Annotated in this window: 12 protein-coding genes; 2 read left to right on the top strand and 10 right to left on the bottom strand. The window is 70.6% G+C overall.

Going from position 1 to position 15,003, the window contains the following annotated elements:
- Positions 1-25: 25 nt before the first annotated feature.
- The 3 genes from ACSGDB_RS07310 to ACSGDB_RS07300 all read right to left on the bottom strand — a co-directional run bounded on the left by ACSGDB_RS07310 (position 26) and on the right by ACSGDB_RS07300 (position 3,735).
- Complete coding sequence (locus tag ACSGDB_RS07310) at positions 26-1,804, bottom strand: DEAD/DEAH box helicase (protein ID WP_434993871.1); 1,779 nt, start codon at positions 1,802-1,804, stop codon at positions 26-28.
- Positions 1,801-3,258 (bottom strand): MFS transporter, encoded by a 1,458-nt coding sequence (locus ACSGDB_RS07305; protein ID WP_434993869.1) that lies wholly within the window; start codon positions 3,256-3,258, stop codon positions 1,801-1,803. The genes ACSGDB_RS07310 and ACSGDB_RS07305 overlap by 4 nt, the downstream gene beginning before the upstream one ends.
- A 177-nt stretch (positions 3,259-3,435) precedes the next feature.
- Positions 3,436-3,735, bottom strand: coding sequence for a DUF3039 domain-containing protein (locus tag ACSGDB_RS07300; RefSeq protein WP_104165625.1), 300 nt, complete (start codon positions 3,733-3,735; stop codon positions 3,436-3,438).
- A 160-nt stretch (positions 3,736-3,895) separates the two neighbouring features.
- On the opposite strand from ACSGDB_RS07300, the gene ACSGDB_RS07295 reads away from it, so the two are divergent.
- A complete protein-coding gene (locus ACSGDB_RS07295) occupies positions 3,896-4,852 on the top strand; it encodes a DUF222 domain-containing protein (protein WP_434993868.1) in 957 nt (318 codons plus the stop codon).
- Positions 4,853-5,220: 368 nt separating this feature from the next.
- On the opposite strand, the gene ACSGDB_RS07290 is transcribed toward ACSGDB_RS07295, so the two are convergent.
- From ACSGDB_RS07290 to ACSGDB_RS07260, 7 genes are all read right to left on the bottom strand, one after another.
- Positions 5,221-6,012, bottom strand: coding sequence for a PKD domain-containing protein (locus ACSGDB_RS07290; protein ID WP_434993866.1), 792 nt, complete (start codon positions 6,010-6,012; stop codon positions 5,221-5,223).
- 173 nt (positions 6,013-6,185) lie between these two features.
- Complete coding sequence (locus ACSGDB_RS07285; RefSeq protein ID WP_434993865.1) at positions 6,186-6,872, bottom strand: DUF6318 family protein; 687 nt, start codon at positions 6,870-6,872, stop codon at positions 6,186-6,188.
- A 179-nt stretch (positions 6,873-7,051) separates the two neighbouring features.
- The gene (locus ACSGDB_RS07280; protein ID WP_434993864.1) at positions 7,052-8,617 is read right to left on the bottom strand and encodes a transporter; all 1,566 of its coding nucleotides are present in this window, start codon (positions 8,615-8,617) and stop codon (positions 7,052-7,054) included.
- Positions 8,599-9,408 carry an ABC transporter ATP-binding protein gene (locus ACSGDB_RS07275; protein ID WP_434993862.1) on the bottom strand — a complete coding sequence of 270 codons (810 nt, stop codon included), beginning with the start codon at positions 9,406-9,408 and terminating at the stop codon, positions 8,599-8,601. Before ACSGDB_RS07275 ends, ACSGDB_RS07280 begins: the two co-directional genes overlap by 19 nt.
- A gap of 98 nt (positions 9,409-9,506) precedes the next feature.
- A complete protein-coding gene (locus ACSGDB_RS07270; RefSeq protein WP_434993861.1) occupies positions 9,507-10,619 on the bottom strand; it encodes an NADH:flavin oxidoreductase/NADH oxidase in 1,113 nt (370 codons plus the stop codon).
- Positions 10,620-10,668: 49 nt separating this feature from the next.
- The gene (locus ACSGDB_RS07265; protein ID WP_434993859.1) at positions 10,669-11,622 is read right to left on the bottom strand and encodes a co-chaperone YbbN; all 954 of its coding nucleotides are present in this window, start codon (positions 11,620-11,622) and stop codon (positions 10,669-10,671) included.
- 46 nt (positions 11,623-11,668) lie between these two features.
- The gene (locus ACSGDB_RS07260) at positions 11,669-13,381 is read right to left on the bottom strand and encodes a hypothetical protein (protein ID WP_434993857.1); all 1,713 of its coding nucleotides are present in this window, start codon (positions 13,379-13,381) and stop codon (positions 11,669-11,671) included.
- A 294-nt stretch (positions 13,382-13,675) separates the two neighbouring features.
- Here ACSGDB_RS07260 and ACSGDB_RS07255 point away from each other — a divergent pair, with 294 nt between their 5' ends.
- Positions 13,676-14,995 carry an AI-2E family transporter gene (locus tag ACSGDB_RS07255; protein WP_434993856.1) on the top strand — a complete coding sequence of 440 codons (1,320 nt, stop codon included), beginning with the start codon at positions 13,676-13,678 and terminating at the stop codon, positions 14,993-14,995.
- The last annotated feature ends 8 nt before the right edge of the window (positions 14,996-15,003 follow it).

Below are 15,003 nucleotides of genomic sequence, written 5' to 3'. Positions count from 1 at the left end.
CCGGTACTCCCGGCCCGGCCTTCGTCTACTTCTTGCCGATGAACCAGTCCTGGAGCTTCTGCAGGCGGCGCTGGAGCTGGTCCTCGTTGGCCTGCGCCACCGCCGGCCCGCCGCACTGGCGCCGCAGCTCCGTGTGGACCTGGCCGTGCGGCATGCCCGTCCGCGCGGCCCACGCCGAGACGTTCTTGGCCAGCTGGCCCCGCAGTTCGGTGAGCTGACGGTGGTCCACCACGAGCGGCTCCGCGGCGGGCGCTGCACCCGGCCGCGCCTTCCGTCGGACCTGCTGCTCCTGCTGGCGCTGACGCAGCAGCTGGCCCACCTGGTCGGCGTCCAGCAGGCCCGGGATGCCGAGGAAGTCGAGCTCGTCCTCGCTGCCCATCTCGCCGCCGGTCCCGAACTCGCCGCCGTCGAAGAGGACGCGGTCGAAGGACGCCTGCGACTCGAGGGCCTCGAACTTCTGCTTGGTCAGGGAGTCCGAGGCCTTGTCCTCGCGGTTCGCGGCCTCCATCAGGGCGTCCTCGAGGCCGAATCCCTCGTCGTCCTTCTCCGGCCGGTCGAGGGCGTGGTCGCGCTCGAGTTCGAGCTGGTTGGCCAGCGCCATGAGGTTGGGCACCGAGGGGAGGAAGATCGACGCCGTCTCCCCGCGCCGTCGGGCCCGCACGTACCGGCCCACGGCCTGGGCGAAGAACAGCGGCGTCGCCGTCGAGGTGGCATACACGCCGACAGCGAGACGCGGGACGTCGACGCCCTCGGACACCATGCGGACCGCGACCATCCAGCGCTTGTCCCCCGCGGAGAACTCCTCGATCTTCGAGGACGCCTTGACGTCGTCGGACAGGATGACCGTCGGGGACTCCCCCGTGATCCGCTTCAGCTGGCCGGCGTACGCACGGGCGTCGTCGTGATCGGTCGCGATGACGAGCCCACCGGCGTCGTGCACGGTGCGCCGCACCTCGGTGAGTCGCTTGTCCGCGGCGGCGAGCACCGACGGGATCCATTCACCCGCGGGGTTCAGCGCCGTCCGCCAGGCCTGGGCCGTGATGTCCTTCGTGACCGCTTCCTCGCCGAGGGACGCCGCCATCTCCTCGCCGGCGCTCGTGCGCCAGCGCATCTGGCCCGAGTAGGCCATGAACATGACGGGACGGACGACGTGGTCCTTGAGGGCCTGTCCGTAGCCGTAGGTGTAGTCGGCGCGGGAGCGGCGGATGCCGTCACGGTCCTCCGCGTATTCGACGAACGGGATGGCCGCGGTGTCCGAGCGGAACGGCGTCCCGGTGAGGGCGAGGCGGCGGGTCGCCGGCTCGAACGCCTCGCGGATGCCGTCGCCCCAGGAGAGCGCGTCGCCGCCGTGGTGGATCTCGTCGAGGATGACGAGCGTGCGGGCGGCCTCCGTCTTGGCGCGGTGCAGCATGGGCTTGCTGGCCACCTGCGCGTACGTCACCGCGACGCCGATGAAGGCGCCGCCGTGCCGGCCGTCGGCGTTCTTGAAGTTCGGATCGATCGCGAGGCCCACCCGCGCCGCGGCGTCGGCCCACTGTCGCTTCAGGTGGTCTGTGGGCGCGACGACGGTGACCCGGTTGACGACACCCCGCTCGACGAGCTCGGTCGCCACGCGGAGCGCGAAGGTGGTCTTGCCGGCGCCGGGTGTTGCGACGGCCAGGAAATCACTCGGGGAATCCCGGAAATACTTCTCCAGCGCTTCGCTCTGCCACTGGCGCAGTTTGGGGGCGGTCCCCCAGGCTGCGCGCTCCGGATACGCGGGAGGCAGGGCTGCGCCGGCACCGAACAGGGTGTCATTACTCACGCCGGGACAGTACCTTCCATTGGCTTGCTGGGGGAGAGACCGGGGCCGTCATCGGATGACCGGGCCCCTCTCAGACCCGAAACTATACCTGCTGCGGTGAACACCCAGAGAGCCAGCCAGATCGCAACGAAGGTGGGGACGTGTCCCGGGTCGGCGTCGTCGTGCAGGAGGGCGAAGAGGGCTCCCGCGCCCGCCGTGCCGACCACCCCGCCGAGCTGGTCGGAGATCTGCAGGGCCGCGGAGTTCCTGCCCTGCTCGCTGGTCGCCGAGAGTTTCAGTACCAGCACGGAGGTGCTGGAGAGTGTCATGCCCATGGCGAAGCCGGACAGGCCCCACACCACGGCCAGCACCCACAGTGGCGCCTCGACCGCCGTCGCCAGGGCGAAGCCGCCGAGGCTCAGGGACAGGATGGAGGACCCGGCGACCAGCAGCCACTGGCGGCGGAACGTCACGCGGGCCTGGACGAAGGAGCCGGCACTCCAGCCGAGCGCGCCCGCGCTCAGGGTCAGGCCGGCCGTTCCCGGGCTGATGTCACGGGAGCTGACGAGCATGAGCGGGATGAAGGCCTCGGTCCCGAAGAACGCGACGTTGACGAAGCCGCGGGTCGCGATGATGCTCGGCAGGCCCCGCCGGAGGAGGAGGGTGCCCTTCGGCAGGAGGGCGGGAAGCACGAGGAGGGCGACGGCGGCACCCGCCACAGCGAGGCCCACGAGCCCGGCCACCGTCCCGGCTCCGGGGGACTCGATGTCCGCGAGGTGGACGAGCGACCACTGCGCGGCGAAGACACCGGAGGCCAGCACGAGCCCGCGCAGGGTGCGGGCCTTCGCCGATCCGGCGTCGGGGGCGTCCACCGGGCCGAGATCCCCCGTCTTCGGCCAGACGATGAGGACCGCGGCGAGCACGATCGGCACCACGCCGAGGAACACCCAGCGCCAGCCGAGGTGCTCCGTCACGAAGCCCGCCACCACCGGGCCGATCAGCGCGGGCAGCACCCACGCGGCCGCCAGCCAGCCGAACACCACGGGGCGGGCCTTCTCCGGGAACGACCGTCCGATCACGACGTACACCGCGACGATCATGAATCCGCCCCCCAGCCCCGAGATGGCACGGCCCACCGTCACGAGCCAGAAGGCGGGTGCGGCACCCGCCGCGAGCAGCCCGAGGACCATGAGGCCCAGACCGACGGCGAGGGCGGGCCGGGGCCCCCGGCGGTCACACCACGAACCGGCGACGACGGTACCGAGCAGCGACGCCGTGAGGTACATCGAGAAGGCCAGGCCGTAGCTGGACTCACCCGAGAGCTCCCGCGCCACCGACGGCATGGCGGTCACCACGGCCATCGCCTCGAAGGCCGCACACGTGATGATCGCCAGGATCCCGATGGTCAGGGGACGCAGTTCGGGCGACATCGCCCCACCCGTCGCGCCCGCGGACGCCTTCACCGTCTTGCTCATGTCACCTCGGGGTCGGGCCGGGGCGCTTCCCGCCTCCGGGGATGGGTTGCTCCTGCGGACGAAGAGGAGGCGGCGCCGTAGTACGGCGCCCCCTCCTCACCTGTGCGCCCATCTCGGGCGCCTCACCTGTGCGCCCATCTCGGGCGCGTCACCTGCGCGCCGGTCGGGCGCCTGCGGTCAGTCCTTCGGCTTGTCGTTGCCCGGGCGGAGACCGTTGTAGATCTCCTTGCACTCGGGACACACGGGGAACTTCTCGGGGTCGCGTCCGGGGGTCCACACCTTGCCGCAGAGCGCGATCACGGGCTCGCCGGTGAAGGCCGACTCCATGATCTTCTCCTTGCGGACGTAGTGCGCGAAGCGCTCTGCGTCGCCGGGCTCGACCTCCTGGCGGACTTCCTCGCGCTCGATCGTCGCAGTCGAGCCGCCGGTGCCGGGATCACGTGGATCGTTTGCAAAAGGATCAGCAGGCATAGTCATGCTGCCAGTCTATCGTCCGGCCCCCGCCGCCCCGAGGTGTCGGAAAGGCATTTCCCGTCCATCCGCGGGCAGTGAACGTCGTAGGTCCGTTCCTTCGGGGACCAGGGAATGCGCCATCGACAGCCCCGAGAATGTCGGTGGCGGGCGGGAGAATATGGTCATGAGGACGTCAGCGGAACATGCGAGGGAACTCGATCGGATCACCGATCGGATCACCGCACTGAGCGCCGAGAAAGCTCGGATCGATGCCGAACTAGCCGCGAGTACCGAGGAACTGCGGAAGGTCTTCGAGACGAGGATGATGGATCATTTCTGGCCCGGCCGGTCCGGCCCCCACCGCACCAATCTCGCCGACACCACCACCGCCACCGAAATCGCGTGCCTGCTGCGCATCTCGGAACGCACCGCGCACCGTCTCGTCCAGTACTCCGCCCTGCTGGTCAACTATCACCCGCGGACCCTCGCCGCCCTCCGGACCGGGGCAATCTCCTGGCCGCACGCCACCACCCTCCTGCACGAGTACCTCGGCCTACCCCACCATGCGGCGACCCGCCTCGAGGACGCCCTGCTCCCCGTCGCCGCTGACACCACGGTCTCCCGCCTGAGCTACCGCGCACGCCGGCTCCGCACCGAGCTCCACCCCGAGGCCCTCGAGAACCGCGCCCGCGCGGCGGTGCAGGGACGGCGCGTGGACCTCGAACCCGCCGACGACGCCATGGCCTGGCTCCACGTCCACCTACCGGCCACCGATGCGGCTGCCATCGATGCCCGGCTCACCCACTCGGCCCGTGCACTCCAGACCTCCTCCGAACGTCGGACGCTTCCGCAGCTGCGCGTCGATGTTCTCACCGATCTCCTCCTCGACGACTCCGCACTGCCGAACCACGCGCACCAGCCCGGCTGCGGCGCTGCCGGGTCCGGCACGGCGTCAGGCACGGCGTCCGGCACGGGGTCCGCCGGTGGATACCGGGTCCGGGCGCACATCAACGTCACCGTTCCCGTCCTGACCCTGCTCGGCGTCGACGACGCCCCGGCAGACCTCGAGGGCTACGGCCCCATACCGGCCGACATCGCCCGCCGCTCGCCGCGCATGCGCCCTCGTTCACGCGGCTGCTGACCCATCCGGAGACCGGGGCCGTCCTCAGCGTCGGACGCAACACCTACGCCGTCCCCTCGGACCTGAAGAAATGGTTGCGGGTCCGCGACCGCACGTGTCGACACCCCGGGTGCGGCATCCCCGCGGCTCGGTGCGAGCTGGACCACACCACCCCGTGGTGCCGTGGCGGACCCACCAGCCACGACAACCTCGCCCATCTGTGCCGCAAGCACCACATGCTCAAGAGCGAAGGGGTCTGGCATTACGACCAGCCCACTCCGGGCGCCCTCGTCGCCACCTCACCCGCAGGCCGGACCTACGCCTGCGATCCGGAGCCTCCGCCCTTCTGACCCGCCACCGCGCACGCCGCGGAGTTCACCGTCACCCGCTCAGCGGGTGGGAGCTTCGCATCCGATCCCCCGGGGATTCCCGATGCAGTTCTCGCTCACGTTGTGTCCTCTGGTGCGCCAGATACTCATGAGGTGTGGCTCGGACACGACCGCCGCCTCGCCGGCGACGGGCTGTAACGGGCCCCCGTCCACCGAGTAGTCACCGGCGAAGAACGTGGTCAGCGTCAGTTCGAAGTCGCCGGTCTGCGTGTACTGGTGGCTCGTGGGCGTCGGGGTGTTGAAGGCGGACCCGTCCACCGGACCGCCGGGGGTGGTCGTCGTCGCACTGGTGCCGTCGCCGTAGTTCCACTGGTACGAGACCGGGCGGGCCTTGAGGACGATCGCGGCGTCCTGGAACTCGAAGGTGAACTCCTGCTCCTGCGCCTGCGCATAGACGTTGGAGTGGGCGTTCCTGAGCCCGAAGTTCGACGGCTGCGAGACGATGGTCGCCGCGAGGACGGGCTGCTTCTGGAACTCCTCGAGGGTGATCACGATCGGTGCCTCCTCCGGTGCCTCTGCTCCTTCCACCGGTGGAGCCGGGGGCTCACCGAGATACATGCAGGACGACCTCCCCGTCGGTGTCCGGGTGGCCGGCTGCACGCTGCTGTCGACCTCGATCCAGTTGACGAGGATGCCATCGTCCTGGGCGTCGCACTGGGCGTCCATGCGTGGGCACGTCGCCGGGTCGAGAGCACTTCCGGCGCCGGCGGTGCACGCGCGGACGTAGGTGTAGGTGATGTTGTCTTCCTCGATGGAGGCAGCAGCTTGAGCCGGCGTTGGGTCGAGCGCCAAGTCTTTAGTGGCTGGTCTGCCCGTTTGAACGGTTCGCTTCCCTGACACAGCCGAAAATGATCCTTCAGACACGAAGGCGTTCGGCGGGTCACCGCGTTCTAAGGCACTTGCCAGAGTAGGCGGAGTCTGCAATGCAGCCACTAATGCGATAAGAATGCCGACTCCGGTCCCATTCATTGGGTACCCTCGGGCTTTCCAAAGTCGAGCATCAACCATCCGTCGCTTGCATAGATAGCAAATGTTGCGTCGACGACGGGCTCAGGAGCTTTGTCAGTTCGAATAGCAACGCCGTTCTTACCGTAAAAGGTGATGTCCGACTGGCTATTTGTAACAAAAGCTTGAATCGAACCCTGCGTATTCGTTTCAAAGTCGGTGAAGAAATCGTGCATTACAAAAGAGCCACCACTCATATATTTGCCGTCAGCGTAGACACCCCGAACGATCTCTATATATTTGGCGCAGGTGCGGCAGCCGGGGTCCGTCACGGCCTCGAACGAAGCCCAGTCGTTCGTCTCGTAGCCGTAGGAAAACAGCTCAAACCAGTACTCCGTGAAGGCCTCGAGCCCCTCGGGCGTGTTCTCGTCGGCGAGCGCCGGCTTCACCGGGACGGGGATGTTGGTGGCGGGACCGGCCGAGGACGCCGGTGATGGCCCAGCGGTGGCAGAGGGTGCGGAGGAGGGCGCCGCCGAGGGAGGGCCGGAGGCGTCCGCCGACGCACCCGAGGACACGAGCGGGGCGGAGGTCCGCCCCGGTGCTGCGTCCGCATCGTTCTGGCAGCCGCTCAGGAACAGCAGTGCCGCAGCCGCTCCGGCAAGGATCGGTAGTGCTCGTCGAGAACCTTCTGCACGCACAGGAAACACGCAACTCCCCCATCACCTCGCCGGTCCCGCCGGATTGGGGCTCAGCATAGCCCGAGGCATTCGGCCGCCCGAAGGTTATGCACACGGTGGGACGCCCGTGGGACTACTCCACTCGCTCCACCCTTGTCAGGCAGCCAGGTGGGGCTTAGGGTTCGCGTGGACCGCTCCGCGCACCCGCCTCAGCGGTTCGCCGAGACGGCCAGCAGGAGTTCGGGCGTCCGGCGGTCGTACCAGCGGCCCCCTGCCCTGATACCGACCACCAGGAGTGCCCCGCCGAGGACCACCCCGACCAGCAGGCCCGACCAGCCGAACAGCGCGTCCCCGGTCACGAAGTAGACGATCGTCAGGACGATCTCCGGCAGGGCCAGCAGCAGCATGACGAGCCAGCCGATGATCTGCACGGCGAACATCAGGAAGTTCGTCCCGGGAGGTGTCTTGAAGGCGCTTTCGCCCGGAAGCGGCACGTTGTAGGTGTACCGCGCGGACACGACGCTCGACAGCCCCGTCCCCGTCAGCAGGAGGCCGATCGCCAGGCCCAGCATCACCGGCAGGTCCTCGATCCGTCCCGAGACCAGCAGCGGGGCCACGGTGAGCACCAGGGTGACCGGCAGCGCGAACACCAGGAGTGCGAGCGCCCGACCCAGACGATCGTCGCGTCCGCTGACCCCGGTCGAGAGGTGCAGGCTGAAGGCCGTGTTGTCGTAGGAGATGTCGGCGGAGATGGACCAGGCCAGCAGGAACGCCGTGATGGGACCGAGGAACGCGAGAGCCGCGCCGTCGGTGCCACCCGAGATGACCAGCAGCACGGCGATGAACGGAATGGCCACGAGGGACGCGAAGTAGCGGGGGTCCCGCTGCCAGTAGGTCAGCGCCCGTGCTGCCACGGCGCCGGACGGCGTGGCCGGGAACCGCGCGAACCAGCCGAGGTCGCCTCCGGCCCGCTTCGTCACGGCGTTGTAGGGAGGGGTGACCAGGGCGTGGCTGAGGCTGCGGCTCCAGAGCAGGAGGAACAGCCCCAGGGTCACGAGCCCGATGGCGAACCGGAGCACCGCGAGCCCGGCATCGCCGGCGGCGACGTCGGCGGGTGCGGCCCAGAGTGCGCCCAGCGGCGTCCAGGCGAGGACGTCGGCCAGGGTGGCGGCGAAGCCGGGAGAGTTCTGGAACCCTGCCGTCACCGCCCCGATGATCGGCCCGAGGAAGATCAGCGGGATGAACGCGACGATGCCGTTGATGTCCTTGAACCTGCGGGACCCGGTCAGGGAGGACACCGCCGTCGTGACCAGGCGTGAGGCGACCACGCAGAGCAGGACGGCGACGAGCCCGCACACCAGCGCGGTCACCGCGGCGGCCGGGTACCGGATCCACGTGAGCACCTGCGCGAGGACGGCGATGAGCGTCACGACGCCCGGGATGCCCACGAGTCCGCCCAGCACGAGACCCGTGACGAGCTGCCGCTGCGGGATGGCGAAGGTCACGAACCGCGCGGGGTCGAGCGTCATGTCGATGCCGGCCGTCGCGATCGGGATCACGATCCAGCCGAGCACGGTCGCGGACCCACCGAGCACGAGGACGGTCCGGATGAACTCGGGGTCGGCCGCGCCGAGGAACACGAGCCCGACGACGACGGTCCCGAGGATGCCGAGTCCGTACAGCCCGCCGAGGATCACACCGACCAGCTGCGCTGTACTCCGCTTGAGCGAGTTGCGCAGGAGGAGGAGCTTCAGCCTCAGGAGGTCCGCAACCACGACAGTCCCTCCGAGGTGTTGCGCCCGCCCACGAGCTCCACGAAGCGGTCCTCGAGCGTCGCGTCGCCGCGCACCTCGTCGACCGTTCCGGCCGCGAGGACGGTGCCTGCGGCGATGACGGCCACGTGGTCGCACATGCGCTGCACGAGGTCCATGACGTGGCTCGAGACGATCACGGAGCCGCCGGACTCGACGTAGCCGGCCAGGATGTCGCGGATGTTGGCGGCAGAGACGGGATCGACCGACTCGAAGGGCTCGTCGAGGACGAGGAGCCGGGGCGCGTGGATGAGGGCGGAGGCGAGGGCGATCTTCTTGGTCATGCCCGCCGAGTAGTCGACCACGAGGGTACCGGCGTCGTTCGCCAGGTCGAGCGCACGCAGCAGGTCGCCGGTCCGTTCGGCGACCGTCTCCCGGTCCATGCCCCGCAGCACTCCGGCGTAGGTGACCAGCTGCTCACCCGTCAGCCGGTCGAACAGCCGGACGCCGTCGGGCAGGATCCCCATGAGCTTCTTGGCCTCGAGCGGGTGTTCCCAGACGTCGACGCCGTGGACGAGCGCCTGGCCGAATTCGGGCCGGAGCAGCCCCGTCGCCAGGGAGAGCGTCGTGGTCTTGCCCGCGCCGTTGGGGCCCACGAGTCCGTAGAAGGACCCCCGCGGAACCTCGAGGCTGACGCCGTCGACGGCGATCTTGTCGCCGAATCGCTTGGCCAGACCGCGGATGCTGAGCGCGGCGCTGCCGGCTCTCCCCCCGGGTTCGTTCTCGACGGACGGGGGCGGCACAGGAGAACTCATGCTGCCACGCTAGCAACGCGCCGCCGCGCGGTTCGTCATCCCAAAGGAGGAACCGACGGACGAGGAAGGATGAGATCCGCGCAGAGGGTCGGGTGCCCTCAGTACGATCCGGCGCGCTCGTATTGCGGGACCGGCACGAGGTCGTGCCCGAGCTCCTGCGCGGCGCGCATCCACCAGTGCGGATCGCGCAGCGCCGCCCTCGCGATGAGCACGACGTCGGCGCGCTCCTCGCGGATGATCGCCTCCGCCTGGCGCGGGTCGCTGATGAGGCCGACGGCGCCCGTCGGCACGCCCGAGGACCGCACCTCCTCGGCGAGCGCCACCTGGTAGCCCGGTCCCACGGGGATGGCCGCGGCCGGGACCGCGCCGCCGGAGGAGACGTCCACGAAGTCGACGCCCTCCTCGGCTGCCCGCTTCGCGAGCCGCGCGGAGGTGTCGCCATCGAGCCCGCCCTCGGTCCAGTCGGACGCCGAGACGCGCAGCAGCAGGGGCATGCCCTCGGGGATGGCGCGGCGCACCGCGCGGACGACCTCCAGCGTGAGCCGGAACCGGGCCTCCTCCGAGCCGCCCCAGCCGTCGGTCCGCGTGTTGACCAGGGGTGAGAGGAACTGGTGCAGCAGGTATCCGTGCGCGGCGTGGATCTCCAGGGTGTCGAACCCGGCCTCGACGGCGAGCGCCGCGGAGGCGCCGAAGTCGCGGATGACCTGCTGGATGTCCTCCTCGGTCATCGCGCGCGGCGGGGCGTACGCATCGAACGCCTCGTCCGTGGGGCCCAGGGTCTGCCAGCCGCCCTCGACCTCCGGCACGGACCCCCGTCGACCGCTGAACGGCCAGTAGGTCGACGCCTTCCGGCCGGCATGGGCGAGCTGCACCGCGGTCTTCGTGCCGACGGCGCTGTGCTCGTGGACGAAGTCGTTGATCCTGCGCCACGCCCGCGCCTGCTCCGACGTGTAGAGGCCGGCGTCCCGCGGGCTGATCATGCCCTCGGGACTCACGGCGGCGGCCTCGGTGATGACGAGCGCCGCGCCGCCGAGCGCGAACTGCCCGAGGTGCACGAGGTGCCAGTCCGTCGGCACGCCGGGCGCCCCGACGGGGTCGCAGGAGTACTGGCACATCGCCGCGACCCAGCCCCGGTGCGGCAGGTCGAGGGAGCGCAGGGACATCGGATCGAACAGGCCGGGCGTACCGGTCGGGGCAGCTGCGGGGGTCATCGTGGTCCTCGGGGAGAGTGGGTGGGCACCGGGGCGCCCGGCGGAACGCCTAGAACAGGGCGCGGGCCAGCGCGCCGCGGGCCTTCGTCACGCGCGGGTCCGTGACGCCGACGACATCGAACAGTTCCAGCAGGCGCTTGCGGGCCGCGTCCCGGTCCTCGCCCGAGGTCCTGCCGATGAAGGCGATGATGCGGCCGAACGCGTCCTCGACGTGCCCGCCCGTCAGGTCCAGGTCGGCGACGGCCAGCTGGGCCTCCACGGCATCGGGCTCGTCGGCCCCGCGCCGGCGTGCCTCGCCCGCGTCGAGGTCCTGGATGCGCTCCATGAGTTCCACCTGTGCGAGACCGGCCTTCGCGTCGGCGTCGGCCGGCTGCTCCGCGAGCGCCCGGCGGTAGGCGGCCGCGGCGGCGGCGTAGTCGCCGCGCTCGATCGCGTCGAACGCCTCCTGGTGCAGGGGCGGCAGGGGCGGTTCCTCCGCGTCGCCCGGGGCGGGCTGGGACCCGTCGTTGAGCGTCCCGGTCACGCCGTTGGCCTCCGCGACCTTCATCAGCTCGTCCAGGTAGGCGCGGATCTGGGGGTCAGGAAGGGCACCCTCGAAGAGGGGGACGGGCTGGCCCTTCACCACGGCGACGACGGTCGGGGCGCCCTGGGCCTGGAAGGCCTGCGCGATCTGCGGCTGCGCCTGGAGGTCAACGTTGGCGAGCAGGACCCGCCCGTCGAACTCGACCGTGGCCGCCTCGAGCACGGCGGTGACCTGCGTGGACTGGTCGCTGTAGGTGGCGCGGAGGTTCACGATCACGGGCACCTGCGACGACAGCTGCACGAGCTGCGGGAAGGTCTGTTCCGTCACCTCGACGATGTACGGGCTCGGGGCGGCGGCCTGCCGTGCCGCGGCGGGGCGCGCGGCCGCGTCGGCGCGGGCCTTGAGGGCGGAGAGGTCCACCGCTCCCCGCAGGTTCATGCTCGACGGCGGAAGTCCGCCCCGCTGTGCTGGTGTGGACAATGCTCTGCCTTTCTGTGGCTGCTACTGGTCGATACCGGGGTGCGGGTCAGCGGAGGGTGGCCGACAGCAACTGCTGGGCGGCGCCGATGACCCGGATCTTATCCTCGCTGCCGGCGGGCGGTACGTACATCATCACGGCCTCACCGTAATTGACGTCGATGCCCTTGCCGCTGGCCGTCTTGCCGGTGAGCGCCTGGTACACCGTGCCCTTGAGGTCGATGGTGTCGCCGCGGGACTTCGGGACGCTGGAGTAGGTGTGGGTGAGGTAGCCGAAGACCATCGCCCCTCCGTCGCCGGTCATGAGCGCCCGCGTGCGGTCCTCCTGGGCGGTGTGGGTGAAAGTGATCTTCGCGGCCCTGTTGCCGGGATCCGCGACGACGTCGCCCTGGAACCGGGTGATCGCCTCGGCGAACGAGTTCTCCTCGAACGTCTCCGCATTCGGGCCGGTCGGCTTCGTGAGGAAGTCGGCGATCGACGCGACGGCGGCCTGCGGCGCCGTCGCCAGGGCACCCGGGTCCTCGGTCGGCACGGAACCGGTGGCGCCCGGGGCCGGTGGGGAGGGGAAGGTGCTGCCGGGCAGCATCTGCACGGCGGAGGTCAGCCGGTAGTTCTCGCGCGGCGACTCCTGGACCAGCAGGAGCGCCTGCGGCACGGGGTTGCCCTCGCCCTGGGTCAGGGCGACGACCGTCCGGGGCCACTGGGTGCCCGTGGGGACCATGTCGAGCAGGAGCGGCGACGCGGCCACCGGCGCGGGCGCCTCGGCCTTCGTGTCCTTGGCACGCACGGCGTAGGCGCCGGTACGGAGGTCGAGGGCCGCGCCGTCGACCCGGGGGCCGAGGAGCTTCGCGTCGGCGGCGGCATCGGCGTCGGCCACGGTCGAGGCGACGGCGCCGAGGATGCGCTCGAGCTGGACGTCGAGGACGACGGGCGGCCCGCTGGCCTTGCTGCCCGCCGAGGGCGCCCCGTTGACGGCGGCGGCGGAGGACGGCGCCGGTGCCGGCGTCGCCGTCGCCGTCGAGGGACCGACTCCCAGGATGGAACCGGATCCCACCAGGCCCGCGACGAGGAGCACCGCGCCGGGTGCGGCGATGCGGGAGGCCCCGCCGGAGGACCCGGCATGGCGGCGCGCGTAGGCACGCGTGCCCTCGACCGGTTCCGGCCGGCTTCCGTTCCCGGGGCGGCGCGACGAGATCAGGAGGAGCGCGATGCCGAGGACGACGACGAGCGCGCCGCCGATGACGAGCGGCAGCGCGAAGGGGGTGGACTGGTCGTTGGGGGTGGTGACGGATACCCGGGTGGGGGCGGGTGCTTCGCCGTCGGCCGCGAGCAGGAGGGCCCAGTCCCCCTGGGTGGGCTCGCTCCACCGGTAGGTCAACGATCCGTCGCCGGACTCCTCCGCGATCCAGAGATCGCTGCCGCTCGGGTCGGGGACGGAGTCCTCGCCGTCCGAGAAGGCGGAGTCCAGCGTCTCCTCACCGCGTCCGGTGACGCTCAGGTGCGCGGCGTCGCCCACCCACGCCTCGACGTCGGACGCCCGCCCGACGGCGAGCGTGAAGGGACCGTCGGCCTCGACCGTCACCTCGACCGGGCCGGCGGCGTCCCCCCGTACCCCGGGCTCGATCACCGTGACCGGTCCGGCCTCGACATCCTGGGCGACGCCGGCGGTCACGGTCTCGGCGGGGGCCCAGACCGTCCGCTGGCCGATGCCGAGGAGCATCAGCAGGAGCCCCGCCACGATGATCGTTACTGCTGTCTTCACGCGCACTGGTTGCCTATCGTTGTCCGGAACGGCGGACCGCGTGGCCCCTTCCGCTCCGATTCCGCTTCGATCCTGCTCCGACGGTCCGGCGCGGCGACGCATGCCTCCGGAGCCCACGCAGGAATAGTTCCTCAATGGTAACGAAGATCGTCCCGGGCGATCCGGCCGCAGCCCGGACGGGCACCCCCGGAGCGTCGTCCGTCGAGGAGCCGGTCCGCGGAGCCCGGCTGTTAGGGTTTCGCTAGTCCTCCCTCCCGCGGCCGGACGCCGCGCACGTGAAAGCAGAGCCCCTCGTTGACAGACCCCCAGGACGTCCCGCTCGACCGGCCGCTCCCCCGGCCCGAGCCCGCCTCGGACGGCAGCAACGGACGGCCCTCCGAGGAGGGGCCGCCGCCCGTCGAGCGCCCGTCGTCGGGGTGGCGCTCCCTCCTCACCCTCGTGCAGCGCTCGCTCCCGGACGCCCGGCCGCGTCCGCGCTTCGAGTTCCCGCCGGACGTGGAGCCGGCCGGGGTCGCGGTGGACCAGGACGTGTCACTGGCCGACGAGCGCCTGAAGTTCGGCGGCAACGACGCCGCGACCATGCGCGCGCACCCCATCCACTTCGGTTTCATGATGAGCGTCGGCGTCGGTCTCGCGCTGCTCGCCTTCTTCATCATCACCAACGTCGGCCAGCTCCTCGTCTGGATCGGAGCGGCGCTCTTCATCGCCCTCGGCCTCGACCCGATCGTCCGCTGGTTCGAGACGAGGTACGTTCCGCGGCCCGCCGGCATCGCCGTCTCCTTCCTGCTCCTCATCGGGCTCGTGGTCGGCTTCTTCGCGCTGCTCATCCCGACGATCGTCAGCCAGACCTCGCAGATCATCGATCGCGCGCCGGGCTACGCCAACAGCTTCCTCAACTCGGAGTTCTTCACCAGCGTCGACCGGCAGTTCCAGGTCCGCGAGCGCGTCACCTCCGAGATCGACAGGTTCTTCGCCAACAGTGAAGCCGTGGGCGGGATCTTCGGCGGGGTCCTCGGGGTCGGGACGGTGATCGTCAACGGGCTTTTCGGCGCGCTGGTGATCCTGGTGCTCGCCCTCTACTTCCTCGCGTCCCTGCCCGGCATGAAGAAGTGGGCCTACCGGCTGGCCCCCCGCTCCCGCAGGGCCCGCGTCGAGGTGCTCTCGGAGGAGATCACCCGCAGCGTGGGCCTCTACGTCATCGGCCAGGCGTGCGTGGCACTGCTCAACGGCTCCTTCGCCTTCATCGTGATGTCGCTCGCGGGCGTGCCGTTCTCCGTGCTGCTGACGTTCGTCGTCGTGCTCCTGGCGTTCATCCCGCTCATCGGCGCGGCCATCGCGGCCGCCCTCGTCTCGCTGATCGCCCTGACCGTGGGCTGGCAGACCGCCCTGCTGTTCGCGGTCCCGTACATCGCCTACCTGCAGTTCGAGGCGTACTTCATCTCCCCGCGGATCATGCAGCGTGCGGTCGCGGTTCCCGGGGCGGTCGCGGTGATCGCGGTCATCGCCGGCGGCAGCCTCCTCGGCGTCCTCGGCGCCCTGATCGCCATCCCCACCGCGGCCGCCGTGATGCTGCTGCTCAAGGAGGTCTTCATCGCCCGGCAGGACCGCAACTAGCCTGCCGG

This window comes from Arthrobacter sp. Ld5, from assembly GCF_051172775.1.
GTDB lineage: Bacteria > Actinomycetota > Actinomycetes > Actinomycetales > Micrococcaceae > Arthrobacter_D.
This window is presented reverse-complemented; position numbering and strand designations above follow the sequence as displayed.

Excerpts from the sequence above, each read along its gene's own strand:
- ACSGDB_RS07305 (WP_434993869.1), bottom strand. The coding sequence starts at position 3,258 with ATGAGCAAGACGGTGAAGGCGTCCGCGGGCGCGACGGGTGGGGCGATG.
- ACSGDB_RS07300 (WP_104165625.1), bottom strand. The coding sequence starts at position 3,735 with ATGACTATGCCTGCTGATCCTTTTGCAAACGATCCACGTGATCCCGGC.
- ACSGDB_RS07295 (WP_434993868.1), top strand. The coding sequence starts at position 3,896 with ATGAGGACGTCAGCGGAACATGCGAGGGAACTCGATCGGATCACCGAT.
- ACSGDB_RS07275 (WP_434993862.1), bottom strand. The coding sequence starts at position 9,408 with ATGAGTTCTCCTGTGCCGCCCCCGTCCGTCGAGAACGAACCCGGGGGG.
- ACSGDB_RS07270 (WP_434993861.1), bottom strand. The coding sequence starts at position 10,619 with ATGACCCCCGCAGCTGCCCCGACCGGTACGCCCGGCCTGTTCGATCCG.